Here is a 23459-nt window from a genome sequence, read left to right on the forward strand (position 1 = left end):
AAGCTCCAGCTTGGGAACCCCCATGTGGCGCAAAGCTCCAGCTTTGCATTCGAGGGAAAATCGGAGCTTCGGAGAGGCTTTGCGTTCCCAAGGTGGACCTTGGGAACATAAAAAGTCCCCCTTTGCGAAGGGGGATTTAGGGGGATTTGTCTTTGATCCCCAGCAGCTTAACAGTGATCTTTTAAACAAACACTTCAGCAGCTTAACTTCACGATAATTACGGAGACGAAGATGGCCAAGACAACGAAACCGTTAGGGATCACCGAAGTCGTCCTCAGGGACGCCCACCAGTCCTTGTTCGCGACCCGCCTGCGCCTGGACGACATGCTTCCCATCGCCGCCAAGCTGGACCAGGTCGGCTATTGGTCGATCGAGATGTGGGGCGGAGCCACCTTCGACTCCTGCATCCGCTTCCTGGGCGAGGACCCCTGGGAGCGCCTGCGCGAACTGAAGAAGGCGATGCCCAACACGCCGCAGCAGATGCTGTTCCGGGGGCAGAACATCCTGGGCTACCGCCACTACGCAGACGACGTGGTCGAGAAGTTCGTGGAGCGCTCCGCGGTGAACGGCATCGACGTCTTCCGCGTCTTCGATGCCATGAACGACCCGCGCAACCTGGACACCGCCATCAAGGCGGTCATCAAGCAGGGCAAGCACGCCCAGGGAACCCTCTCCTACACGGTCAGCCCGGTGGACACCATCCCGAAATGGGTGGATCTCGCCAGGAAAATCGAGGACATGGGGGCACACTCGCTCTGCATCAAGGACATGGCCGGCCTCATGGCCCCCTACGCCGCCTACGATCTGGTCAAGGCGCTCAAGAAGGCGATCAAGATCCCCATCCACATGCAGTGCCACGCCACCACCGGCATGTCGACGGCGGCCTACGTGAAGGCGATCGAGGCGGGGGTCGAAAACGTCGACACCTCCATCTCCTCCATGAGCATGACCTACGGCCATTCCCCCACCGAGACGCTGGCCGCCATCTTCGCGGACACCGACAAGGCCACCGGCCTCGACACGGTGCTCCTGCAGGAAATCGCCGACTACTTCACCGTGGTGCGTAAGAAATACGCCAAGTTCGAGGGCTCCCTCAAAGGGGTCGACGCCCGCATCATCACCGCGCAGGTCCCGGGCGGCATGCTCACCAACATGGAGAGCCAGTTGAAGGAGCAGAACGCCGGGCACAAGATGGACCTGGTGCTGGCCGAGATCCCGAAAGTCCGCGAGGACCTGGGCATGATCCCGCTGGTCACCCCGACCTCGCAGATCGTCGGCACCCAGGCCGTCATCAACGTCCTGACCGGCGAGCGCTACAAGTCGATGACCAAGGAGACCGCCGCAGTCCTCAAAGGGGAGTACGGCGCCACCTCCGCTCCGGTGAACAAGGAGCTGCAGCAGAAGGTGCTGGCAGGCGCCGATCCGATCACCTGCCGCCCGGCCGATCTTCTCATCGCCGAGATGGACAAGCTCACCGAGGAACTGCGCGCCCTCTCCAAGGAGAAGAACCTGAAGTTCGGCGACCACGAGGTGGAGGACGTGCTCACCTACGCCCTGTTCCAGCAGGTGGGTCTCAAGTTCCTGGAGCATCGCGACAATCCCGAGATGTTTGAGCCTGTGCCGACCGCCGAGGATGCGGCCCCCAAGAAAGCGGCGGCAGCCGAAGTCACCGGCGGCGACACCTACACCGTCACCGGCGGCGGCCAGACCTTCGTGGTGCAGGTGGCGAAGGCAACCGGTGCGGCCGCAGCCGCAGCCGCGGCAGCCTCAGCCGTGGGTGGCAGCGCCCCGGCAGCAGCCCCGGCCGCAGCCGCCGGCAAGACCGTCGTCTCGCCCCTGGCTGGCAATGTCTGGAAGATCGAATGCGAGCCGGGCCAGCAGGTGCAGGAAGGTGATCTGCTCCTGATCCTGGAGGCGATGAAGATGGAGAACGAGATCTTCGCCGACCGCGACGGCATCGTGGGCGCCATCCATATCGAGGAAGGTACCGCCGTCGACATCGGCGCCGCATTGGTCACCATCATCGGCGAGGGTGATGCGCAGGCCGCCGCCTCGGCCCCGGCCGCAGCTGCCGCAGTCGCCGCTCCCGCCGAAGGTGGCGTCGTCGCCCCCTTGGCCGGCAACGTCTGGAAGATTGAGGTCGAGCAGGGGCAGGCGGTCCAGGCCGGCGATCTGCTCCTGATCCTGGAAGCCATGAAGATGGAGAACGAGATCTTCGCCGAGAAGGACGGTGTCGTCGGCCAGATCATGATCCAGGAAGGAAACGCCGTCGACATCGGCCAACTCCTGCTGGTCGTTCAGTAAAGAAAAGCTCCCTCTCCCTCTGGGAGAGGGTACGTCTCGACTTTCCTTTCCCAAAGGGAGGCTAAGTCACCGATCCTGTTGTCAATGCCACTTGCCTTGAAGGGGATGCTGCTATGAAGAAGATGTCTGATGCACTGCAATACCACGCCACAGGTCGCAAGGGGAAGATCGAGGTTATCGCCACTAAGCCCTGCCAGACCGCCCAGGACCTGTCATTGGCCTATTCGCCCGGCGTCGCCGAGCCCTGCCTCGCCATCGAGCAAAACCCCGAGGATGCCTACCAGTACACCGCCAAGGGAAACCTGGTGGCGGTGGTCTCCAACGGCACCGCGGTCCTTGGCCTTGGCAACATCGGCGCCCTCGCGGGGAAGCCGGTCATGGAAGGGAAGGGGGTCCTCTTCAAGCGCTTCGCCGACGTCGACGTCTTCGACATCGAACTTAACAGCGAGGACCCGGACGAGATCATCAGGGCCTGTCAGCTGCTCGAGCCGACCTTCGGCGGCATCAACCTCGAGGACATCAAGGCACCCGAGTGCTTCTACATCGAAGAAGAACTCAAGAAGACCATGAACATCCCGGTCTTCCACGACGACCAGCACGGCACGGCTATCATCTCGGCGGCCGGGCTGATAAACGCCCTGCACCTCGTGGGTAAGAAGATCGACGAGGTGAAGATAGTGGTGAACGGCGCCGGCGCATCGGCTAATGCCTGCGTCAACCTCGCCCTGTCGCTTGGCCTCAAGCTGGAAAACCTCATCATGTGCGACACCAAGGGGGTGATCTTCAAGGGCAGAACGGAGGGGATGAACAAGTACAAGGAGCGTTTCGCCGCCGATACCCCGCTGCGGACGCTGGAAGAGGCGGCGGTCGGCTGCGACGTCATGTACGGCCTCTCCTCCAAGGGGGCCATCACTCCGGCGATGGTGCGCAGCATGGCGCCCAACCCGATCATCTTCGCCATGGCGAACCCCGACCCGGAGATCACCCCGGAGGAGGCGCACGCGGTCCGCGGGGACGTCCTGATCGCCACCGGGCGCTCTGACTATCCGAACCAGGTCAACAACGTCCTGGGCTTCCCCTTCATCTTCCGCGGCGCTCTCGACGTGCGGGCCACGACCATAAACGAGGAGATGAAAAAGGCGGCGGTCTTCGCGCTGGCCGAACTTGCCCGCGAGGAATGCCCCGATTCCGTCTGCCGCGCCTACGGCAACGTCAAATTCAGCTTCGGTCGCGACTACATCATCCCGAAACCGTTCGATCCCCGGGCCCTTTTGCGAGTCGCCCCCGCGATAGCGAAGGCGGCAATGGATTCGGGCGTGGCGCGCCAGCCCATCGCCGACATGAACAAGTACGTGGAGCATCTGGAGTCCCTGCAGGGGAAGTCCAAGGAAACGCTGCGCCAGATCATCAACAAGGCCAAGAGCGACCCGAAGACGGTGGTTTTCCCGGAAGGGGAGAACGAGAAGGTCCTGCGCGCGGCCCAGATGCTGGTGGAGCAGGGGATAGCGCGACCGATCCTGCTCGGGAACGAGGACAAGATCCGCTGCACGCTCAAGTCGCTGGAGATCGACCTCAACGGCGGCGTCACCATCATCGACCCGGCCAACTACGAGAACCTCGAGTCGTACGCAAATGAGCTGTTCCTGCTCAGGCAGAGAAAGGGGCTCACCCTCTCCGAGAGCCGCCGGCTCATGGCCCGCAAGTCGCGCACACACTTCGGCTGCATGATGGTGCGCCGGGGCGACGCGGACGCGCTCTTGGCCGGCGTCGATGCCAACTACGCCGATACCATCCGTCCCGCCCTGCAGGTGATCGGCAAGCAGGAAGGGCTCTCCAGCGTACACGGCCTCTACATGATGGTCTTCAAGCAGGAGATCTACTTCCTTGCCGACACGACCGTCTGCATCGACCCGGACGCGGCGGAGCTTGCCGAGACGGCGATCCTTGCCGCGGAGAAGGCGCGTATGCTCGAGATCGAACCGAGCGTCGCCATGCTCTCCATGTCGAACTTCGGTTCGGTGCGGCACCCGCAGGCCGACCGGGTGCGAAGCGCCGTTGAGATGGTTAAAAAGAGGGCCCCCGGGCTCGACATCGACGGGGAGATGCAGGCGGACACCGCCGTGGTCTCCGAGCTGCTGCAGGCGAATTTCCCCTTCACGACTCTCAAAAAAGCTGCTAACGTCCTGGTCTTCCCTGACCTCACCTCGGGGAACATCTGTTACAAGCTCCTGCGCCAGCTGGGGGGGGCGGACGCCATCGGCCCCATCCTCATGGGGATGAACAAGCCGGTGCACATCCTGCAACAGGGGGACGACGTCTTGGACATCGTCAACATGGCCGCCATCGCCGTGGTCGATGCCCAGAACTGCGGCAGGTCGGCCACCGCGGCCGGTGCGCCGGCAACCAGGAAGGCCCATCCTGCCCCCACGTCCGAGGGGGTCTTCGCCGGGGCCTGAGGAGGCGTTCATGATGCCCGCGCACGAACAGATGAGAGCAGCCGCCGCTGTGGCCGGCCACTACCGTTCACCGGACCTCGAAGAAAGCGTCCTGGCGGCGCTGGTCGCGGCGGGAAAGGACCCGGACCGGCTACGGCCAGAAGATCTGGCTGCAATCGACGAATTCCACGTGCGCGGTGCCGCGGCCACCAGGGAACTCGCGGCGGCGCTGGATCCTCGGCCGGGGCTGCGGGTTCTCGATGTTGGCTGCGGGCTGGGAGGGGCGTCGCGCTACCTCGCCGGCCATTTCGACTGCCACGTCACTGGCGTCGACCAAAGTTCCGACTACTGCGCGGCGGCGAGGATGCTCGCGAAAAGGCTCGGGATGGGTGCCAAGGTCGTCTACCTTCACGCAAACGCGCTGACGCTCCCCTTCGGGCACGGGATCTTCGACGTGGTCTGGACCCAGCACGTCTCGATGAACATCGACGACAAGCGCCGTTTTTACCGCGAGGTCCGTCGCGTGCTGGCGCCGGGTGGAAGGCTTGCCTGCTACGAGGTGCTATCGGGGCCGGGAGGCGAGGTATGTTTCCCGGTGCCGTGGGCGCGGGACCCGTCGGGGAGCTTCCTGGTAAACCAGCAGGGGTTTCGCCGGCTCCTCGGCGAGGCGGGATTCCAGACCTTGCTTTGGAAGGACGTGACAGAGGAGGGGCTTGCCTGGTTTCGCGGCAGGCAGCAGAAGAGCAGCGGCGCACCTCGCAACCCTTTCGGGCTGCAGTTGCTGCTCGGTAACGATTTCCCCCTGATGACCGAAAACCAGCTGCGCAACCTGGAAGAACAGCGGATCACCCTGGTGCAGGGAATTTTCCAGGCGCCGGGAGGGAGATGATTTTTCTAACAGCAGGGCAGGGATAGGAGGTTCGCCATGAAAAATGCCGCCAGGAGGTTTTCGCTCTTACCACATCCGAAGGAGGGGCCGGCCATGCCGCAGCTCAAGGATTGCACCCTGACCCTGGAGGACCGGGTCGCAGTTCTGACGTTCCAGCGCGACGATGTCCGCAATGCCCTCACCGGAACCGCCCTCGCCGAAGACATCATCACCACCATCAACTGGGTAAACGCGGAAGATTGCGTCTCCGTCCTGGTCATGACCGGCGCCGGATCGGCGTTTTCCTCCGGCGGAAACGTGAAGGAGATGCAAGCTCAAAGCGGCATTTTCGGCGGCTCGCCGGTCCAGGTCCAGGACAAGTACCGCCGCGGCATCCAGCAGATCCCGCTTCTGCTGCACAAGGCCGAGATCCCCGTCATCGCCGCGATCAACGGTCCTGCCATCGGGGCCGGATTCGACCTTGCCAACATGTGCGACATCCGCATCGCCTCCACCCGCGCCAAGGTCGGAGAGACCTTCATAAACCTCGGCATCACCCCCGGCGACGGCGGAGCCTGGTTCATGCAGCGGCTTTTGGGGTACCAGCGGGCCGCCGAGCTCATCTTCACCGGGCGTGTGATCGACGCCGCCGAGGCGCTGAAGCTCGGCATCTTCCTCGAGGTGGTCGATCCGGAGGAACTCCTGCCGCGCACCATGGAGCTGGCGCGCGAGATCGCCTCCAAGCCCCCCGTGACGCTCAGGCTCACCAAGCGGATGATGAAGCTCGCCCAGAGAAGCGATCTTCCCGACTTCCTCGACCTCTGCGCCTGCTTCCAGTCCTTCGCGCATCATACCGAGGACCACCTGGAGGCGGTCGACGCCTTCCTGGAGAAGCGGAAGCCCACCTACAAGGGGCGCTGACATGAGCGTATCGGAGACAACGACGGGTAACGGGGGAGCCGGCGCCGGGATCATCGACGTCCATGCCCACTGCTTCACCTCGAAGAACCTGGCGGCGGACGTCGCCCGGCAACTGGCGCGACTTCGGGAGCGCGGGATCACCCACGTGGCCGTGGCAGGGATGGTGAACGACCGCTGCGATGCGAAGCAGATCTGGGGGCTCGTTCCCGACTGGGTGGAAAACCGGGGTGACGGCCTCTTCGATGAGGCCCACGATCTCCTGGAGCACGCCCGGCTTTCCAAAGGGGCCATCGTCCCGCTGCTTGACACCCGTTACCTTTGGGGAGACGTCTCCGGCGCCTTGGGGCGGTATCTGAGGCAGGGGTTCCGCGGCATCAAGGGGATCTATCTCCCCGACTCCGGGAATGACCTGGGCGTGAAGGGTGTGCCGGATACCTTCGGCATCACGGTGGCCGAGTACCGCAAGAGGGAATGGGAGATCTTCTCCTTCGCCGAGGCGAACGACCTCCCGGTCCTGTACCACATCGATGCCAGGCGCTACGGCGACACCATGGCGGCCCTTCTGGCCGACTTCCCGAGGGTGCGCGTGAACTTTCCCCATTTCGGGATCGGCAGGAAGGCCTTCAGCCCGTTCCTTGACCGCTACCCCAACCTGTTCACCGACTTCTCGGGGCTTCTCCCGCACATGAGGGAGAACCGGGCGAGCTACCGCGACTTCATCCTGCAGTACCATGACCGGGTCTGCTTCGGGAGCGACGCCATCCTCTACAAGGTCGAGGGCTCCGCTCATTACCTGGACGCGCTGCACGACCTGGGGCTTTCCGAAGAGGTGCTGCACAAGGTGTGTGTCGAGAACCCGCACCGACTGATGGGGAGTGCACTCCGGAGCGCTTGATCAGCCCTGGTCTTTGCCGCATGCGTCCGGATTTCCTGCCCGGTGGGAGGGTAGGGGAGGGCGCGGGATGTTTTCACATAAAAAATCCCCTCACCCTGACCCTCTCCCAGAGGGAGAGGGGACCGGTGAAAAACCTTGGGGCGGTTGCCCAGGCGTCCCCGCCCCCGGAGGGGGAGGGACAGGGAGGGGCTCTGTGTCTTTCCCCCTCCTGGCCTCCCCCTCCTGGCCTCCCCCCTCCTGGGGGAGGTATCGAGTTTCCCCTTACCTGATACCTTCCGGCGGTGGAGCCGGTAGGCATGTTTCTCTAAAAAAGAAATTGCTGTAACACCGTTCTCTTTTTTTGTTGACAGTAAAATGGTATTGTAGTACCTATTTACCAACTAGCGACGGAGCGGCTCCATGGAACGCCGCACCAAGAGGAGAAACACCATGTCCGAGGTCTACCTTGTCGAAGCTTTGAGAACACCGTTGGGATCCTTTGGAGGCGCTCTTTCCGATGTGGAGGCCCCGCGTCTTGCCGCAACGGTGATGAAGGAAATCCTGCAGCGTACCGGGCTCCCGGCTGACGCTGTCGACGAGGTCATCGTCGGGCAGGTCCTCTCCGGCGGCAGCGGCCAGGCCCCGGCCAGGCAGGCGCTGCGTTACGCGGGACTCCCCGACAACGTCCCGGCCCTGACCATCAACAAGGTCTGCGGTTCGGGGTTGAAGGCGATCATGCTCGGCGCGGGCTCGATCCGGCTGGGTGACGCCGAGGTGGTGCTGGCGGGCGGCATGGAGAACATGTCCCTCGCTCCGTACGCGCTCAGCAAGGGTCGCTACGGCTACCGGATGGGGAACGCCGAGATGCTCGACCTCCTGGTCCATGACGGCCTCATCGACCCCTACAGCGGCAGCCACATGGGGGTGATCGCCGAGGCGAGCGCCGAGAAGAACGGCATCAGCCGCTCCACCCAGGACACCTACGCCCTCGCCTCCTACATGAAGGCGCAGGCGGCGCAGACGGACGGGGTGTTCGCGGACGAGATCGTGCCGGTCACCAAGAAGGGCCGCGGCGGCGAGGTGGTGGTCAAGGACGACGAGGAGCCGTTCAAGGTCGACTTCAAGAAACTCCCCGAGCTCCGCGCCGCCTTCAAGAAGGAAGGGACCATCACCGCGGGGAACGCCTCGACCATCAACGACGGCGCCGGCATGACCCTTCTGGCCAGTGCCGCTGCGGTGAAGAAACATGGGCTGAAGCCCAAGGCCCGCCTGGTGGCCTACGCTACCAACAGCGTCCACCCCGACGACTTCACCGAGGCGCCGGTAGGGGCGATCGAGAAGGCGTGCGCAAAGGCCGGCCTTTCCGTCGCCGACATCGATCTCTTCGAGATCAACGAGGCCTTCGCGATGGTGCCGCTCATCGCCTTCAAAAAGCTCGGCATCGACCCGGAGAAGGTCAACGTGAACGGCGGCGCCGTCGCCATCGGCCACCCCCTGGGTGCCAGCGGCGCCCGCATCACCGCGACCCTGGTCCGTGAGCTCAAAAAAAGAAAAGCGCGCTACGGTCTCGCCACCCTCTGCATCGGCGGCGGCGAGGCGGTGGCGGTCATCCTCGAGTCCGTTCAGGAGGCAATATGATCAGGAAGGTTGGTGTTCTCGGCGCAGGGCAGATGGGGAGCGGCATAGCGCAGGTCCTGGCCCGGTATGAAACCGAGGTGCTCCTCTACGACATCGCGCAGCCGCAGCTCGACAGGGCACTCGCCGGCATCGCGAAGAACCTGGACCGCCAGGTGCAGAAAGGGGAGCTCGCCGCTGAAGCGGTGCAGCAGATCCTCAAGCGCATCGTCGCCACGCAGAAGATGGACGACCTCTCCGGTTGCGACCTGGCCATCGAGGCGGTCACCGAGAAGGAGTCGCTCAAGCTGGAGATCTTCCGGCAGCTCGACAAGGTGGTGAAGAAAGACGCCATCCTCGCCTCAAACACCTCCTCCATCCCGATCACCAGGATCGCGGCGGTGACCGGGCGGCAGGACAAGGTGATCGGCATGCATTTCATGAATCCCGTGCCGGTCATGAAGCTGGTCGAGGTGATCCGCGGGCTTGCCACCAGCGACGAGACCTTCGCGGCGACCTCCTCGCTCGTGGCCAGGCTGCAGAAGGAGATGGCGGTCTCCGCCGACTACCCCGGCTTCATCGTGAACCGCATCCTCATCCCGATGATCAACGAGGCGGCGTTCGCCCTGTTCGAGGGGATCGCCACGGTCGAGGACATCGACAAGGCGATGAAGCTCGGCACCAACCAGCCCATGGGGCCACTCACGCTGGCCGACTTCATCGGGCTCGACACCTGCCTGGCCATCATGGAGGTCCTGTACCAGGGGTTCAAGGATCCCAAGTACCGTCCCTGCCCGCTGCTCGTGAAGAAGGTCGAGGCAGGCTATCTCGGCAGGAAGTCCGGCAGGGGCTTCTACAACTACGCCTAAAGGGGGCTCGCCATGCCATACCAGAATCTGCTCTTGGATAAAAAGGACGGGGTCGCGCTCCTCACGGTGAACCGCCCGAAGGTGCTGAACAGCCTCAACGAGGAAGTGCTGGACGAACTGCTGCACGCCTTCGAGGTGCTCGACCTGGACCGGTCGGTGCGCGCCGTGGTGCTGACCGGCGCCGGCGAGAAGGCCTTCGTGGCCGGTGCCGACATCGCCGCCATGGCCGACTACAACGTGGAGCAGGCGCTCGCCTTCGCGAAGAAGGGACAGCAGCTGATGGCGCTGATCGGCCGGGTGAGAAAGCCGGTGATAGCCGCCGTGAACGGCTTCGCCCTGGGGGGCGGGCTGGAGCTGGCCCTCGCCTGCGACTTCGCCTACGCCTCGGACAACGCGAAACTCGGTCTCCCCGAGGTCACCCTCGGCATCATGCCCGGCTTCGGCGGCACGCAAAACCTGCCGCGCCTGGTGGGGAGGTACCGCGCCAACGAGCTGATCTTCCTCGGCAAAGTGGTCAACGCCGTCGAGGCCAAGAGCTGGGGGCTGGTCATGGCCGTGTTCCCGCCCGAGCGGCTGCTGGACGAGGCGCTGGAGACCGCGGCGAAGATCGCCGGCAACGGGGTGATCGGCGTCGCCCGCGCCAAGGACGCGGTGAAGAGCGGCCTCGACATGTCGCTGGCGGACGGGATGAACCACGAGGCGGTAAGCTTTGCCTCCCTCTTCGCGAGCCAGGACCAGAAAGAGGGGATGACCGCATTCGTGCAGAAAAGGAAACCCGCCTTCGTGGGGGCGTAAGCAGATTGAAACGTACGTCCGTATCCCCTCTCCCTCCGGGAGAGGGCCAGGGTGAGGGCGTTGCAAACGGCAAGATGATAGCGACCGGCAGGGCCCTCACCTGCCCTTTGGGCACCCTCTCCCGGAGGGAGAGGGGACTGGCAAAAGTATCGGCAATCAGGAACGGCAAGCGAGGTGAGTCATGGAAGCAACGCGCGAACTCTATTGGAACATAGGCCACGGGGCGGCGGTACTGGTCCCGATGTACCTGATCACGGTGGCCGCTTTGGCGCTGCTCGGCTACTACGGTTACCAGCGGCTGCGGATCTACGGCAAGGGTAAGCCCCTGGACCGGACCGGCAACCGCCCGGAACGGATCTCCATGCTGGTGAAGAACGTCCTCCTGCAAAGCCGCGTGCTCAAGGTCAAGGGCCCCGGCTTCGCCCACGGCTTCTTCTTCTGGTCGTTCGCGACACTCTTCGCCGGTACCGTGCTGGTGGCCCTGCAGGCCGACGGCACCGACCTGCTCCTCGGCGTGCGCTTCCTGACCGGCACCTTCTACAAGATCTTCTCCCTGGTGCTCGACGTCGCCGGTCTCGCCGCCCTCATCACGCTTGGCGGACTCTTCGTGCGCCGCTACCTGGTGCGCCCGGACGGGCTGGAAACGACCCGCGACGACGCCGTCATGCACGCCCTTCTCTTCGCCATCATCGTCACCGGTTTCCTCATCGAGGGAGCCAGGATGGCCGTGACCGAAGTGGTGCAGCAGCCCGATCTCGCGCTCTGGTCGCCGGTGGGGCTCCTGGTCGCCAAGATCCTCGCCGGCTCGCAGCCCGAGGACCTGGCCCGGGTGCACCGCGGTCTGTGGTGGTTCCATTTCATCCTGGTCGCCGCTTTCATCTGCGCCATCCCCTTCACCAAGTTCCGCCACATCTTCACCACCTCGGCCAACTACTTCTTCGCGCCGCTCGGCCCCAAGGGGGCCCTGGTGACCGTGGACATGGAGGGTGATGCCGAGAGCTTCGGGGCGGCAAAGATTGGCGATCTCACCTGGAAGGACATCTTCGATACCGACGCCTGCACCAAGTGCAAGCGCTGCCAGGACCGCTGCCCGGCGCACGCAACGGACAAACCGCTCTCTCCCATGAAGGTCATCTCCCAGCTGGGCGAGGTGGCCCGCGAGGCCGTCGAGGACAACCTGGTCGAAGCGGTCGGCAAGGATGCCCTCTGGTCCTGCACCACCTGCCGGGCCTGCCAGGAGATCTGCCCCGCCGCCATCGAGCACGTCAACAAGGTGGTCGACATCCGCCGCAACCTGGTCCTCATGGAAGGGGAGTTCCCGGGGGACGAGGTGGTCACCGCGATGGGGAACGTCGAGGTGAACGGCAATCCACTCGGCATGTCCTTTGCCTCCCGCGGCGACTGGGCCGAAGGGTTGCCGGTCACCCAGCTCTCCGAAGGGGCCGAGGTCGACATCCTCTACTTCGTCGGCTGCTACGCCTCCTTCGACAAGCGCAACATCAAGATCGCCACCAGCTTCGTGAAGCTCTGCGCCGCCGCCGGCATCAGGGTCGGCATCCTCGGCAAGGAGGAGAAGTGCTGCGGCGAGCCGATGCGCAAGCTGGGGAACGAGTACCTGTACCAGACCCTGGCGACGGAGAACATCGAGACCATCAAGGGGTACGGTGTGAAGAAGGTGGTCACCGCCTGCCCGCACTGCTTCAACACCCTCTCCAAGGATTACCGGGACCTCGGCTTCGACGTCGAGACCGAGCACTACACCATGTTCCTGGAGCGCCTGGTCACCGGCGGAAAGCTGAAGATCGAGCAGGGAACCTTCGAATGCACCTACCACGACTCCTGCTATCTCGGTCGCTACAACGAGACCTACCAGGCGCCGCGCGCCCTGGTGCAGGCGGCGGGGGGCACCATCAGGGAGATGGAGCGCAAGGAAGCCGAAAGCTTCTGCTGCGGCGCCGGCGGGGGACGGATCATGGTCGAGGAGAAGCTCGGGAGCCGCATCAGCGTGAAGCGCGTGCAGATGGCCGCCGCGACCGGCGCCGGAGTCCTGGTCTCGAACTGTCCGTTCTGTCTCACCATGTTCGAGGACGGCGTCAAGGGGGCCGAACTGGAAGGGCTCCTGGTGGCCCGGGACGTGTCGGAGATCCTGCTGGAAAGAATTGCACCCCAGGCAGGGTAAGTGTTCCAACCTCCCGCCTCCCGCAACGGGCCTGCGCGCAGCGCTCCGGTCCGCGAAGGGGGAAGGGGGACCATAGCAGTCAACGGTAGAGGTAGAGCCGGTAGCGGCAGGTACCGCATCCGACTCCGGGCAGGCGAAAATCTGACGGAGGACACCGATGAGCCGAATTCATTGTGCAGATGGCCCCAGGAGGGGTGGCGGAAACCGTAGCAGATGTGAAATCCAGTTGCTGATACCTCCATGATGGGGGCTCGGGGGAATGGAAATCCAGCCGGAAACGGCGGGGATGCCTTGGGACAACCGCAATCGGCGCGACAGGCGAGACGGGGAGGCGCCGCGCGCCTGGGAGGATAAAAGGGATGAACATTCACGAGTATCAAGCCAAAGCGATACTGAGGAAATTCGGGGTGCCGGTTCCGGACGGCCACGTCTGCTACAACGGCGCGAGCGCGAGGGAATGGGCCAAGCGGCTCGGTGAGGGGCCCTGGGTGGTGAAGGCGCAGATCCATGCAGGCGGGCGCGGCAAGGGGGGCGGCGTCAAGCTCGCGCGGAGTTCCAGCGAGGTGCAGATGATCGCCCGCGACATGCTCGGCATGACGCTCAGGACGCACCAGACCGGCCCGGAAGGGAAGGTGGTGCACCGGGTGCTGGTGGAGAACGGCTGCGATATCGCCCGCGAACTCTACGTGAGCCTCGTCGTGGACCGGTCCACCTCGAAGGTGACCGTGATGGCCTCCACCGAGGGGGGGATGGACATCGAGGAGGTGGCGGCGAAGACGCCGGAGAAGATCTTCACCGAGAAGATCGAGCCGCTGGTAGGGCTCACCCAGTTCCAGGGGCGGAAACTCGCCTTCGCCCTGGGGCTCGAAGGAAAACAAATCGGGAAGGCGGCCAAGATGTTCGAGGCGCTCTACGCCACCTTCATCGCCTGCGACTGCTCCCTTCTCGAGGTGAACCCGCTGGTCGTGACCGGTGCGGGGGAACTTCTCGCCCTGGACGCGAAGTTCGGGTTCGATGACAACGCGCTCTTCCGTCACCTGCAGATCGGCGACATGCGCGACTTCGACGAGGAGGACGCCAACGAGATCGAGGCGAGCCAGCACGACCTCTCCTACATCTCGCTCACCGGCAACATCGGCTGCCTGGTAAACGGCGCCGGCCTGGCCATGGCGACCATGGACATCATCAAGCACTACGGTGGCGACCCCGCCAACTTCCTCGACGTCGGGGGGGGCGCGACCATCGAGCGCGTCACCGAGGCTTTCAAGATCATCCTCTCCGACAAGAACGTCGAGGGGATCCTGGTCAACATCTTCGGCGGCATCATGAAGTGCGACGTGATCGCGACCGGCGTCATCCAGGCGGCCAAACAGGTATCCCTCAAGGTCCCGCTGGTGGTCCGCCTGGAAGGGACCAACGTCGAGAAAGGCAAACAGCTCCTCGCCGAGAGCGGGCTCGACATCGTGGCCGCCGACGGCATGGCCGATGCCGCGCAGAAAATCATCATGGCCGTTTCCGCCAAAGGGGGTAGAGCATGAGCATCCTGGTCGATAAAAACACCAAGGTGATTACGCAAGGGATCACCGGGGCCACCGGCCTCTTCCACGCGCAGGGCGCCCGCGAGTACGGCACGCAGATGGTGGGCGGCGTCACCCCCGGCAAGGGAGGGACCACGGTTGACGGGTTCCCGGTCTACAACACCGTCGCCGACGCGGTCCGCGAAACCGGCGCCACCGCGAGCGTCATCTACGTCCCGCCGCCGTTTGCCGCCGACTCCATCATGGAGGCGGTCGATGCCGGGCTGGAGCTCGTCTGCTGCATCACCGAGGGGATTCCGGTCCTCGACATGGTCAAGGTGAAGCAGTTCATGCAGGGGAAAAGCACGCGGCTCATCGGCCCGAACTGTCCGGGGATCATCACCCCGGGGCAATGCAAGATCGGCATCATGCCCGGCTACATCCACAAGCCCGGCAAGGTCGGGGTGGTCTCCAGGAGCGGCACGCTCACCTACGAGGCTGTCTGGCAGCTGACCGGCTACGGCCTCGGACAGTCGACCTGCGTGGGTATCGGCGGGGACCCGGTGAACGGCACGAGCCACCTCGACTGCCTGAAGATGTTCGAGCAGGACCCGGACACCGAGGCGGTCATCATGATCGGCGAGATCGGCGGCTACGCCGAGGAGGAGGCCGCCTACTTCGTCAAGGATTACATGACCAAACCGGTCGCGGCCTACATCGCCGGCCGTACCGCGCCTCCGGGCAAGCGGATGGGACATGCCGGCGCCATCATATCCGGCGGCAAGGGGACGGCCGCGGAGAAGGTCGCGGTGCTGGAGTCCTGCGGCATCAGCGTCGCGGCGACCCCCGCCGAGATGGCCCAGGCGCTCATGAAGATCTACCGTCCCGGTGTGAAGAACACGCAACACTACGTGACCGCCCCCGCTGCCGCCGCGGTTTAACCCGGGCCTACCCGGTTACCGGAGACAATCCCCCGTTGGCCTTGTCCCCCCCTCCCTTGACGGGAGGGGGTCGGGGGGTGGGTGAAGCCGCAAGGCAGTTGAGATGATGGCATCCTCCCCCGCCCCTACCCCCTCCCGCAAGTGGAGGGGAGCAACGGCAGGGGGATTTCAAAGGCGGTACCGCTGAAGTTGTTAGAAACGCTGCACGACACCTCGCGTTCCCCCCTTTGCGAAGGGGGGACAGGGGGGATTTGCTTCTGAACCAACAGCACACCAGCAGTCAAAGCGAAGGAGAAGATCATGCTCGTGATCTCCTGTATCAAGCAGGTGCCGGACACCACCCAGGTCAAGATCGACCCGGTCACCAACACCCTGGTGAGGGAGGGGATCCCCTTCATCGTGAACCCCTACGATACCCACGCCCTCGAGGAGGGGCTGGCCCTCAAGGACCGCTACGGGCTGCGCTCGGTCGCCATCTCGATGGGGCCGCCCAACACGGTCGCCACCCTCAAAAAGGCGTGCGCACTCGGGGTCGATGAGGCCATCCTCCTCTCCGACCGCGCCTTCGGCGGTGCGGACACCCTGGCCACCAGCCAGGTGCTCGCCTCCGCCATCGAGCGGCTCGCGCAGCAGGAGGAAGTGGGGATCGTCTTCTGCGGCAAGCAGACCATCGACGGGGATACCGCGCAGGTCGGGCCCGGCATCGCCACCCGCCTTGGCTTCACGCAACTCACCCTCGTCGACCGGATCGAGTGGCTCGATCTCGACAAAAAGAGGATACGGGTCAGGAGAAAGCTCGAAGGGAGGCACGAGATCGTCGAGGCCCCGCTGCCGGTGGTCATCACCGCGGTGCGGGAGCTGAACCGTCCGCGCTACCCAACCGTTCCTATGCGCCTGACCGCGGAGCTGACGGAGGTGACCGTGTGGGACAACCAGGTGCTCAACCTGGACGTCGGGACGGTCGGCCTCAAGGGGTCGGCGACCTGGGTCAGCAAGATCTTCTCTCCCGAACGTGACCAAGGGGAGATCATCGGCGACGGCATCAAGGATCCCGTCGGCACCGCCCACCTGCTACTCGACAAGATGCTCAGCAAAGACCTGTTAGCGTTGTAGCCTGCAAGGAGTTGACATGGACAGCAAGAAGATCAAAAAGCCGCGCGGCATAGCGCGCGTGGTCGCCGGCAAGTGCATAGCCTGCGGGGCGCGCTGCGAGAGTTCCTGCCCGGTGAGCGGCATCCTCATGAACGAGGCGGGGGAGCCTTCGATCCACGCCGAGAAGTGCATCGGTTGCGCGAAGTGCGTGAAGGTCTGCGCGGCCGGCGCCCTCGAGATGTTCTACACGCCGGAAGAGCTGGAGCTCCTGAAGCAGTGGGAAGCGCAGCACGGCGCGGCCGAGGAGGAACTCGATCCGGCGGAAAAGAAGCTGCGGGAGATGCTGGCCACCTATCGCGGCGTCTGGGTCTTCATCGAGCAGTACCAGGGCGAGGTCGCCAAGGTCTCCTGGGAGCTTCTGGGTGCCGGTGCGGAGCTGGCGAAAAAACTCCAGGTGCCGCTGTCGGCGGTGATCATCGGCCACGGCGTGGCCGAGCTCTGCGAGGAGGCCTTCAGCTACGGCGCCGAGCAGGCCATCGTGCTGGACGCACCGGTCTTCGAGAATTACCGCACCAAGCCCTTCTGCGACGCGCTCTGCTACCTAGTCTACAAGCACCGGCCCGAGGTGATCCTCATGGGCGCCACCGGCCAGGGGCGCGACCTCGCCGGGGCGGTCGCCACCGTGGTCAAGACCGGCCTTACCGCCGACTGCACCGGCCTCGGCATCGATGACAAACGCAACCTGATGCAGACCCGCCCGGCCTTTGGCGGCAACATCATGGCGACCATCATGTGCGACCGCTTCCGCCCGCAGATGGCGACGGTGCGCCCGCACGTGATGGCCATGCCGGAAAGGCTCCCGGGGCGGACCGGTGTGGTTGTCAGCGAGACGTACGACCTCTGCGAGGAGGACGTCCTCGCCAAGGTGATCGAGTCCATCAGCGACAAGGGGGGCAAGGACATCGACATCGCCGGGGCCGAGATCATCGTCTCGGGGGGGCGCGGCCTGATGGGGAAGGAGAACTTCGCCATGCTGCACGAGCTCGCCGCGGAACTTGGCGGGGTGGTCGGCGCCTCCAGAAGCGCCGTCGATGCGGGGTGGATGCCGCACAGCCGCCAGGTGGGGCAGACCGGGAAGACGGTGCGGCCCAAGATCTACATCGCCTGCGGCATCTCCGGCGCCATCCAGCACCTGGTCGGCATGCAGGACTCGGACGTGGTCATCGCCATCAACCGCGACCCGGAGGCCCCCATCTTCCAGGTCGCCACCTACGGCATCGTGGGTGATGTCTTCGAGATCGTCCCGGCCCTGACCAAGAGGGTGCGCACCATGAAAGAGCAGCGCGGCGGGAGACTCCCCGACCGGCTCGCCGTCTGACGAACCGATGACCGCTTGAGTTGAAGGGGACCGGCACCTGCGGAGCCAGTCCCCCTCAAGGAACAGATAACCGCTTGCGAGGTATCACATGCAAAGCCACCCGTACTTTATGCCGTTGTTACTCGTCGCCGTCCTGACCTTTTGCTACAGCTGCTATCAGCGCCTGCAACTGGTTGCCGCCGGTGCCGCCGAGGACCGCTTCGACCGCCCCGGAACGCGCCTGGCCGGCGTCTTCTCCTACGCCTTCGGACAGAAGCGGGTTCTTTCCCGCCCGTTCGGTGTCAACCATTTCGTGCTGTTCTGGGCCTTTTTGCTCCTTCTGGTCGCCAACGCGGACTTCCTGTGGCAGGGGCTCTTCCCGGGAAGCGGGCTCTCCGCCCTTCCCGAAGGGGTCCGCCACCCGCTCGAACTCGCCTTCGACATGGTGTCGCTCCTTGCGCTCGTGAGCGTCATCGTGGCCCTGGCGCGCCGGCTCTTCTTCGCCCCGTCGTATCTTGGCAACGACTACACCAAGCCCTGCAGCGGCGAGGCCCTCCTGATCCTCGCGATGATCGCGACGCTCATGGCGGCGTACTTCCTGATGAACGCAGCCCGCCTCGCTCCCGGGGCGGATACGTGGCAGCCTGTCTCACGGGCAGTCTCCTTTTTATTGCAGGGCGTTCCTGCGGCAACACTGGACGCGGTGGCCCTGGCCTCGTGGTGGGTGCACGCGATAGTGTTGCTTCTTTTTCTCAACCTGCTGCCGCGCAGCAAGCATATGCACATCCTGACCGCCATCCCCAACTGTTACTTCAGGAGCCTCGACCATCCCGCCGTCCCGCCGCGCGAGGAGTTCCAAATGGGGAACAGGTTCGGTGTGAGCGGCGTCGAGCAGTTTTCCTGGAAGGATCTGCTGGACTCCTTCTCCTGCACCGAATGCGGACGCTGCCAGGACCTCTGCCCCGCCCACACTACCGGGAAGGCCCTCAATCCGCGCCGCGTCGTGCACGATCTCAAGGTGAACCTGCTGGAAAAGGGGGGGAAGCCGCTCATCGGTACCCAGGACGAGGGGACGAGCAGTGAGGAGGCGCTCTGGGACTGCACCACTTGCGGCGCCTGCCTCTCCGTCTGCCCGGTCCTCATCGAGCACCTCCCCAAGATCGTCAAGATGCGCAGGCACCTGGTGCAGGAAAAGGCCCGGTTCCCGGAAGAGCTCTTGAACCTCTTCGAGAACATGGAACAGCGCAGCAACCCCTGGGGCATCGCGCCCTCCGAGCGCGGCAAGTGGACCTCCCTCCTCGGGGATCGCAGCTTCAAACAGGGCGAGACCGAGTATCTCTTCTTCGTCGGCTGCGCCGGCTCCTTCGACAGCCGCGCCAAGCAGACCACACTCGCCCTGGCCACCACCCTGGACCGGGCCGGGATCAGCTGGGGCATCCTGGGCAAGGACGAGATCTGCTGCGGCGACAGCGTCCGGCGCCTGGGCAACGAATTCGTGTTCGACAAGATGGCCCGCGGCAACGTGGAGCTGTTCCGCGAGCGTGGGGTGAAGAAGATCGTCACCGCGTGCCCGCACTGCTTCAGCACCTTGAAGAACGACTACAAGCAGTACGGCATCGAGCTGGAGGTGGTGCACCACAGCGAGCTGATCGCCCGGCTGGTCCGGGATGGCAGGCTCAAGGCCCCCGGCACGGCGAGCCAGGGGAAGGTTCTCTTCCATGACTCGTGCTACTTGGGGCGCCACAACGACACCTATACCGCGCCTCGCGCCGTCATCGAGGCGGCTACCGGCGCTCCTCCCGGCGACTTCGAGCGCAACCGCGAGAACGGCTTCTGCTGCGGCGCCGGCGGCGGCAGGATGTGGATGGAGGAACAGACCGGAGCGAGAATCAACCACGAACGGGTGAAGGAGGCCCTCACGCAGCAACCCGACACCATCTGCGTAAGCTGTCCCTACTGCATGACCATGCTGGAGGACGGGCTGAAGGACCAGGGGGCGGAGAAGGTACGGGTTAAGGACATCGCAGAGGTAATGGCCGAGGCATTAAACGACCGATAGGGAGGCGCACAATGAACATTCTAGTCTGCATCAAACAGGTACCGGACATGGAATCCCGCTTCAAGGTGAACGGGACGGGGGATTGGTACGACGAGGCCGATCTGGCCTACAGGATGAACGAATACGACGAGTACGCCGTCGAGCAGGCGGTGCAGCTCAAGGAGCAGCTCGGGAACCAGCCCGAGATCACGGTGCTCTCCATCGGCGCGGACCGCGTCGGGGAGGCCCTCAAGAAGGCGCTCGCCATGGGGTGCGACAAGGCGGTCCAGGTCCAGGATAACGACAGCGCCCGCAAGGACCCCTGGCAGATCGCCAACATCATCGCCGCCTTCGCGAGCGACAAGAACTTCGACGTCATCTTCACCGGGATGCAGTCGCAGGACCGGGGCTCGGCGCAGGTGGGCGTCACCGTGGCCGAAATTTTGGGCCACAACTGCGCCAGCACCCTGGTCGGCTTCGAGTACGCCGACGGCGTGGTGACCGCGAAGAGGGAACTTGAGGGGGGCGTCAAGAGCGTGGTCAAGGTCCCCGTGCCGGCGCTGGTCACCTGCCAGTTGGGCCTCAACGTGCCGCGCTACCCGACCCTGCCCAACATCATGAAGGCGAAGAAGAAGGAGCTGCAGCTGGTACCGGTTTCGAGCCTCTTGAAAGAGGAGGCCGCGACGGGAACCGCGAAACTCTACCCGCCGGTGAAAAGCGGCGGCGGCATCGTTCTCGAAGGGGATCTGGGGGACGTTGCGGACCGCCTGCTGGGCATTCTCAAGGAAAAAACCACGGTCATGAAATAAGGAGGTGAGCCATGAAAGCACTGCTTGTCTGTGAACAGCGGGAAGGGAAATTACTGGATACCAGCTATGAGCTGGTGGCCTTCGCCGAGCGTCTGGGGGCGGAGGTGAGCCTGGTTCTGGTGGGGAAGCAGGCGCAGGCGCCGCAGGTTGCCGGGAAACTTTACCTGGCGGACGTCGACAAATATGGGGAGTACAGCCCGGAGCTGCACAAGCACATCGTGCTGGCCGCGGCGCTTAAGGAAAACCCGGACTACATCATCTTCCCGCACTCCTCCTACGGATGGGACCTGGCTCCCAGGGTGGCCGCGACACTGAGAGTGGGACAGGTCTCCGAGATCGTCAACATCGTGGACGGCCAGCTGGAAGTGAGCCTGTGCAACGGCAAGCTGCGCCGCACCGTGAGCCCGAAAGGGGCCCGCGCCGTCCTCACCGTCCAGGCTGGTGCCTTCAACTATGCCGGCCAGAAATCCGGTGCCCCGCAGGTGGAGGAGATCGAGATCTCCCAGGGGAGTTCGGCGCTGCAGTTCGTCGGCTATGAGCCCGCCGAGAAGAAAGAGGTCGACCTCGGGCGCGCCGAGATCATTGTCAGCGCAGGTCGCGGCGTCGGCAAGAAGGAGAACGTGGGCGTCATCGCCGATCTGGCCAAGGCTTTCGGCGGCGAGCTCGGGGCGAGCCGCCCGGTGGTCGACGCCGGATGGGTCGGGCACAGCCACCAGGTTGGCACCACCGGCCAGACCGTGTCGCCCAAGCTGTACGTCGCCTGCGGCATCTCCGGTGCCATCCAGCACCTGGCCGGCATGAAGAAATCCGACTTCATCGTCGCCATAAACAAGGACAAGGACGCCCCCATCAGCGAGGCCGCCGATGTCATGGTGGTGGCCGACGTGCTGCAGCTGGCGCCGGTCCTGGCCGAGAAGCTGCGCGCCGCGTAACGGCACCTGCAGCGGGTGGCAACATGAAGGATCCCCTCTCCCTCTGGGAGAGGGTGGCCGGAGGCCGGGTGAGGGCGTCACTACCGCTAGGGATCCCCTCTCCCTCTGGGAGAGGGTGGCCGGAGGCCGGGTGAGGGCGTTGCTACCGCTGAGGGATTCCCTCTCCCTCTGGGAGAGGGTGGCCGGAGGCCGGGTGAGGGCGTCGCTACCGCTAGGGATCCCCTCTCCCTCTGGGAGAGGGTGGCCGGAGGCCGGGTGAGGGCGTCGCTACCGCTGAGGGATCCCCTCTCCCTCTGGGAGAGGGTGGCCGGAGGCCAGGTGAGGGCGTTGCTGCAGGGCAAGATGCGAGCCGGTGGCACCTCCCTCACCCCGACCCTCTCCCAAAGGGAGAGGGGGTAAAAGGGTAAAAGGGAGAAGGGGAGAAGGGGAGAAGGGGAGAAGGGGAGAAGGGGAGAAGGGGAGAAGGGGAGAAGGGGAGAAGGGGAGAAGGGGAGAAGGGGAGACGCCGTCTACCGGCAACCTCGCTGCAAGGATATGTTTCTCAGGAAATGGCTCGGGACAATGCGCCTGGGACCAGCAGCACCACGCGCAGGGTTTCTCCTGGCTTCCCTGCGCGTGGTGCGACTTCACTTCTCGTGGTACTCAAGTACATCTGGTGCGAATACATAAAGGAGGGTGTCATGTCCGTGGCGAGCATAGAGGAAGCGATCGAAGAGATCAGGGCGGGAAGGATGGTCATCCTGGTGGATGACGAGGACCGCGAGAACGAAGGCGATCTCACCATGGCCGCCCAGTTCGTAACCCCGGAGGCCATCAACTTCATGGCGCGTTTCGGGCGCGGCCTCATCTGCCTCACCATGACCGCGGAACGCTGCGACCACCTGGCGCTCCCTCCCATGGTGCGGGACAACACCTCCTCCTTCGGCACCGCGTTCACCGTCTCCATCGAGGCGCGCTCCGGCGTCAGCACCGGGATCTCCGCGGCGGACCGTGCCCGCACCATACTGACCGCCGTGGCCCCCGACGCGCAGGCCTCGGACCTGGCAAGGCCGGGGCACATCTTTCCCCTGCGCGCCCGCGACGGCGGCGTCCTGGTCCGCTCCGGGCAGACCGAGGGCTCCGTGGATCTCGCGCGTCTGGCCGGGGTGGAGCCGGCAGGCGTCATCTGCGAGATCATGAAAGAGGACGGCTCCATGGCCCGGATGCCCGACTTGAAGCGCTTCGCGCTGCAGCACGGCATCAAGATCTGCACCATCGCCGACCTGGTCGCCTACCGCCTCCGGCACGAGTCCCTGGTGCGGCGCTCCGTAGAGGTCGCCCTCCCCACCAAAGCGGGTGCTTTCCGCGCCATCGCCTTTGACAACGACGTCGACCATCTCGAGCACATCGCCCTCGTCAAGGGGGACCTCGCCGGCGACGAGCCGGTCCTGGTACGGGTCCATTCCGAATGTATGACCGGCGACGTGTTTGGCAGCGTCCGCTGCGACTGCGCCGACCAACTGCACCATGCCATGGAACTGGTGGAGGCGGAGGGTAGGGGGGTGGTCCTCTACATGCGCCAGGAAGGGCGCGGCATCGGGCTCACCAACAAGCTGAAGGCGTACGCGCTGCAGGATCAGGGTAAAGATACGGTCGAGGCCAACCTTGCCCTGGGGTTCAAGGCCGACATGCGCGACTACGGCATTGGGGCTCAGATCCTGGCTCACCTGGGGCTCACGAAGATCCGGCTCATGACCAACAATCCGAAGAAACTGGTCGGCCTGCAAGGGTACGGCATAGACATCGTCGAGCGCGTGCCACTGGAGGTCGCACCCGGCAGTGACAACATCGAGTATCTCCGTGCGAAGCGGGAGAAAATGGGACATATGCTGCAGTTCATCTGAGGATGCGGGAGAAGGCGCTGCGGCTCGTGGG

17 protein-coding genes are annotated in these 23459 nt (G+C 64.5%); all 17 read left to right on the forward strand.

Annotated features, from left to right (window positions below):
• Window positions 1-231: 231 nt before the first annotated feature.
• The 17 genes from oadA to KP001_RS02065 all read left to right on the forward strand — a co-directional run bounded on the left by oadA (window position 232) and on the right by KP001_RS02065 (window position 23428).
• Window positions 232-2304, forward strand: coding sequence for a sodium-extruding oxaloacetate decarboxylase subunit alpha (gene oadA / locus KP001_RS01985; RefSeq protein ID WP_217287921.1), 2073 nt, complete (start codon window positions 232-234; stop codon window positions 2302-2304).
• A gap of 113 nt (window positions 2305-2417) precedes the next feature.
• On the forward strand, window positions 2418-4760 hold the full coding sequence (locus tag KP001_RS01990) for an NADP-dependent malic enzyme (RefSeq protein ID WP_217287922.1): 2343 nt from the start codon (window positions 2418-2420) through the stop codon (window positions 4758-4760).
• Window positions 4761-4770: 10 nt separating this feature from the next.
• Window positions 4771-5628 (forward strand): class I SAM-dependent methyltransferase, encoded by an 858-nt coding sequence (locus tag KP001_RS01995; protein WP_217287923.1) that lies wholly within the window; start codon window positions 4771-4773, stop codon window positions 5626-5628.
• A 36-nt stretch (window positions 5629-5664) separates the two neighbouring features.
• The gene (locus KP001_RS02000) at window positions 5665-6528 is read left to right on the forward strand and encodes an enoyl-CoA hydratase-related protein (RefSeq protein ID WP_217287924.1); all 864 of its coding nucleotides are present in this window, start codon (window positions 5665-5667) and stop codon (window positions 6526-6528) included.
• Between the two features lies 1 nt (window position 6529).
• The gene (locus tag KP001_RS02005; RefSeq protein ID WP_217287925.1) at window positions 6530-7423 is read left to right on the forward strand and encodes an amidohydrolase family protein; all 894 of its coding nucleotides are present in this window, start codon (window positions 6530-6532) and stop codon (window positions 7421-7423) included.
• A 429-nt stretch (window positions 7424-7852) separates the two neighbouring features.
• The gene (locus KP001_RS02010; RefSeq protein ID WP_217289531.1) at window positions 7853-9040 is read left to right on the forward strand and encodes a thiolase family protein; all 1188 of its coding nucleotides are present in this window, start codon (window positions 7853-7855) and stop codon (window positions 9038-9040) included.
• A complete protein-coding gene (locus tag KP001_RS02015; protein WP_217287926.1) occupies window positions 9037-9885 on the forward strand; it encodes a 3-hydroxybutyryl-CoA dehydrogenase in 849 nt (282 codons plus the stop codon). The genes KP001_RS02010 and KP001_RS02015 overlap by 4 nt, the downstream gene beginning before the upstream one ends.
• A gap of 12 nt (window positions 9886-9897) precedes the next feature.
• Entirely contained in the window at window positions 9898-10680 is a 783-nt protein-coding gene (locus KP001_RS02020) for an enoyl-CoA hydratase/isomerase family protein (RefSeq protein ID WP_217287927.1), read from the forward strand.
• A 181-nt stretch (window positions 10681-10861) separates the two neighbouring features.
• On the forward strand, window positions 10862-12859 hold the full coding sequence (locus KP001_RS02025) for a heterodisulfide reductase-related iron-sulfur binding cluster (RefSeq protein WP_217287928.1): 1998 nt from the start codon (window positions 10862-10864) through the stop codon (window positions 12857-12859).
• Window positions 12860-13218: 359 nt separating this feature from the next.
• Window positions 13219-14397 (forward strand): ADP-forming succinate--CoA ligase subunit beta, encoded by a 1179-nt coding sequence (gene sucC, locus KP001_RS02030; protein ID WP_217287929.1) that lies wholly within the window; start codon window positions 13219-13221, stop codon window positions 14395-14397.
• Complete coding sequence (gene sucD / locus KP001_RS02035; protein ID WP_217287930.1) at window positions 14394-15317, forward strand: succinate--CoA ligase subunit alpha; 924 nt, start codon at window positions 14394-14396, stop codon at window positions 15315-15317. Before sucC ends, sucD begins: the two co-directional genes overlap by 4 nt.
• Window positions 15318-15617: 300 nt before the next feature.
• Window positions 15618-16430, forward strand: coding sequence for an electron transfer flavoprotein subunit beta/FixA family protein (locus KP001_RS02040; protein ID WP_217287931.1), 813 nt, complete (start codon window positions 15618-15620; stop codon window positions 16428-16430).
• Window positions 16431-16446: 16 nt separating this feature from the next.
• Window positions 16447-17787, forward strand: coding sequence for an FAD-binding protein (locus tag KP001_RS02045; RefSeq protein ID WP_217287932.1), 1341 nt, complete (start codon window positions 16447-16449; stop codon window positions 17785-17787).
• Between the two features lie 88 nt (window positions 17788-17875).
• Window positions 17876-19825 carry a (Fe-S)-binding protein gene (locus KP001_RS02050; protein ID WP_217287933.1) on the forward strand — a complete coding sequence of 650 codons (1950 nt, stop codon included), beginning with the start codon at window positions 17876-17878 and terminating at the stop codon, window positions 19823-19825.
• Between the two features lie 11 nt (window positions 19826-19836).
• Window positions 19837-20613, forward strand: a complete 777-nt coding sequence (locus KP001_RS02055; RefSeq protein WP_217287934.1) for an electron transfer flavoprotein subunit beta/FixA family protein — start codon at window positions 19837-19839, stop codon at window positions 20611-20613.
• An 11-nt stretch (window positions 20614-20624) separates the two neighbouring features.
• Window positions 20625-21545, forward strand: a complete 921-nt coding sequence (locus tag KP001_RS02060; RefSeq protein ID WP_217287935.1) for an electron transfer flavoprotein subunit alpha/FixB family protein — start codon at window positions 20625-20627, stop codon at window positions 21543-21545.
• A 680-nt stretch (window positions 21546-22225) separates the two neighbouring features.
• Entirely contained in the window at window positions 22226-23428 is a 1203-nt protein-coding gene (locus KP001_RS02065; protein ID WP_217287936.1) for a bifunctional 3,4-dihydroxy-2-butanone-4-phosphate synthase/GTP cyclohydrolase II, read from the forward strand.
• The last annotated feature ends 31 nt before the right edge of the window (window positions 23429-23459 follow it).

Source organism: Geomonas subterranea, from assembly GCF_019063845.1.
Classification (GTDB): domain Bacteria; phylum Desulfobacterota; class Desulfuromonadia; order Geobacterales; family Geobacteraceae; genus Geomonas; species Geomonas subterranea.

Bases quoted from the DNA above. Each gene is read 5' to 3' on its own strand.
- oadA (WP_217287921.1), top strand. From the start codon at position 232: ATGGCCAAGACAACGAAACCGTTAGGGATCACCGAAGTCGTCCTCAGG.
- KP001_RS02000 (WP_217287924.1), top strand. From the start codon at position 5,665: ATGAAAAATGCCGCCAGGAGGTTTTCGCTCTTACCACATCCGAAGGAG.
- KP001_RS02055 (WP_217287934.1), top strand. From the start codon at position 19,837: ATGAACATTCTAGTCTGCATCAAACAGGTACCGGACATGGAATCCCGC.
- KP001_RS02050 (WP_217287933.1), top strand. From the start codon at position 17,876: ATGCAAAGCCACCCGTACTTTATGCCGTTGTTACTCGTCGCCGTCCTG.
- KP001_RS01990 (WP_217287922.1), top strand. From the start codon at position 2,418: ATGAAGAAGATGTCTGATGCACTGCAATACCACGCCACAGGTCGCAAG.
- KP001_RS02040 (WP_217287931.1), top strand. From the start codon at position 15,618: ATGCTCGTGATCTCCTGTATCAAGCAGGTGCCGGACACCACCCAGGTC.
- KP001_RS02020 (WP_217287927.1), top strand. From the start codon at position 9,898: ATGCCATACCAGAATCTGCTCTTGGATAAAAAGGACGGGGTCGCGCTC.
- KP001_RS02060 (WP_217287935.1), top strand. From the start codon at position 20,625: ATGAAAGCACTGCTTGTCTGTGAACAGCGGGAAGGGAAATTACTGGAT.
- KP001_RS02005 (WP_217287925.1), top strand. From the start codon at position 6,530: ATGAGCGTATCGGAGACAACGACGGGTAACGGGGGAGCCGGCGCCGGG.
- sucC (WP_217287929.1), top strand. From the start codon at position 13,219: ATGAACATTCACGAGTATCAAGCCAAAGCGATACTGAGGAAATTCGGG.
- KP001_RS02015 (WP_217287926.1), top strand. From the start codon at position 9,037: ATGATCAGGAAGGTTGGTGTTCTCGGCGCAGGGCAGATGGGGAGCGGC.
- KP001_RS01995 (WP_217287923.1), top strand. From the start codon at position 4,771: ATGATGCCCGCGCACGAACAGATGAGAGCAGCCGCCGCTGTGGCCGGC.
- sucD (WP_217287930.1), top strand. From the start codon at position 14,394: ATGAGCATCCTGGTCGATAAAAACACCAAGGTGATTACGCAAGGGATC.
- KP001_RS02065 (WP_217287936.1), top strand. From the start codon at position 22,226: ATGTCCGTGGCGAGCATAGAGGAAGCGATCGAAGAGATCAGGGCGGGA.
- KP001_RS02045 (WP_217287932.1), top strand. From the start codon at position 16,447: ATGGACAGCAAGAAGATCAAAAAGCCGCGCGGCATAGCGCGCGTGGTC.
- KP001_RS02010 (WP_217289531.1), top strand. From the start codon at position 7,853: ATGTCCGAGGTCTACCTTGTCGAAGCTTTGAGAACACCGTTGGGATCC.
- KP001_RS02025 (WP_217287928.1), top strand. From the start codon at position 10,862: ATGGAAGCAACGCGCGAACTCTATTGGAACATAGGCCACGGGGCGGCG.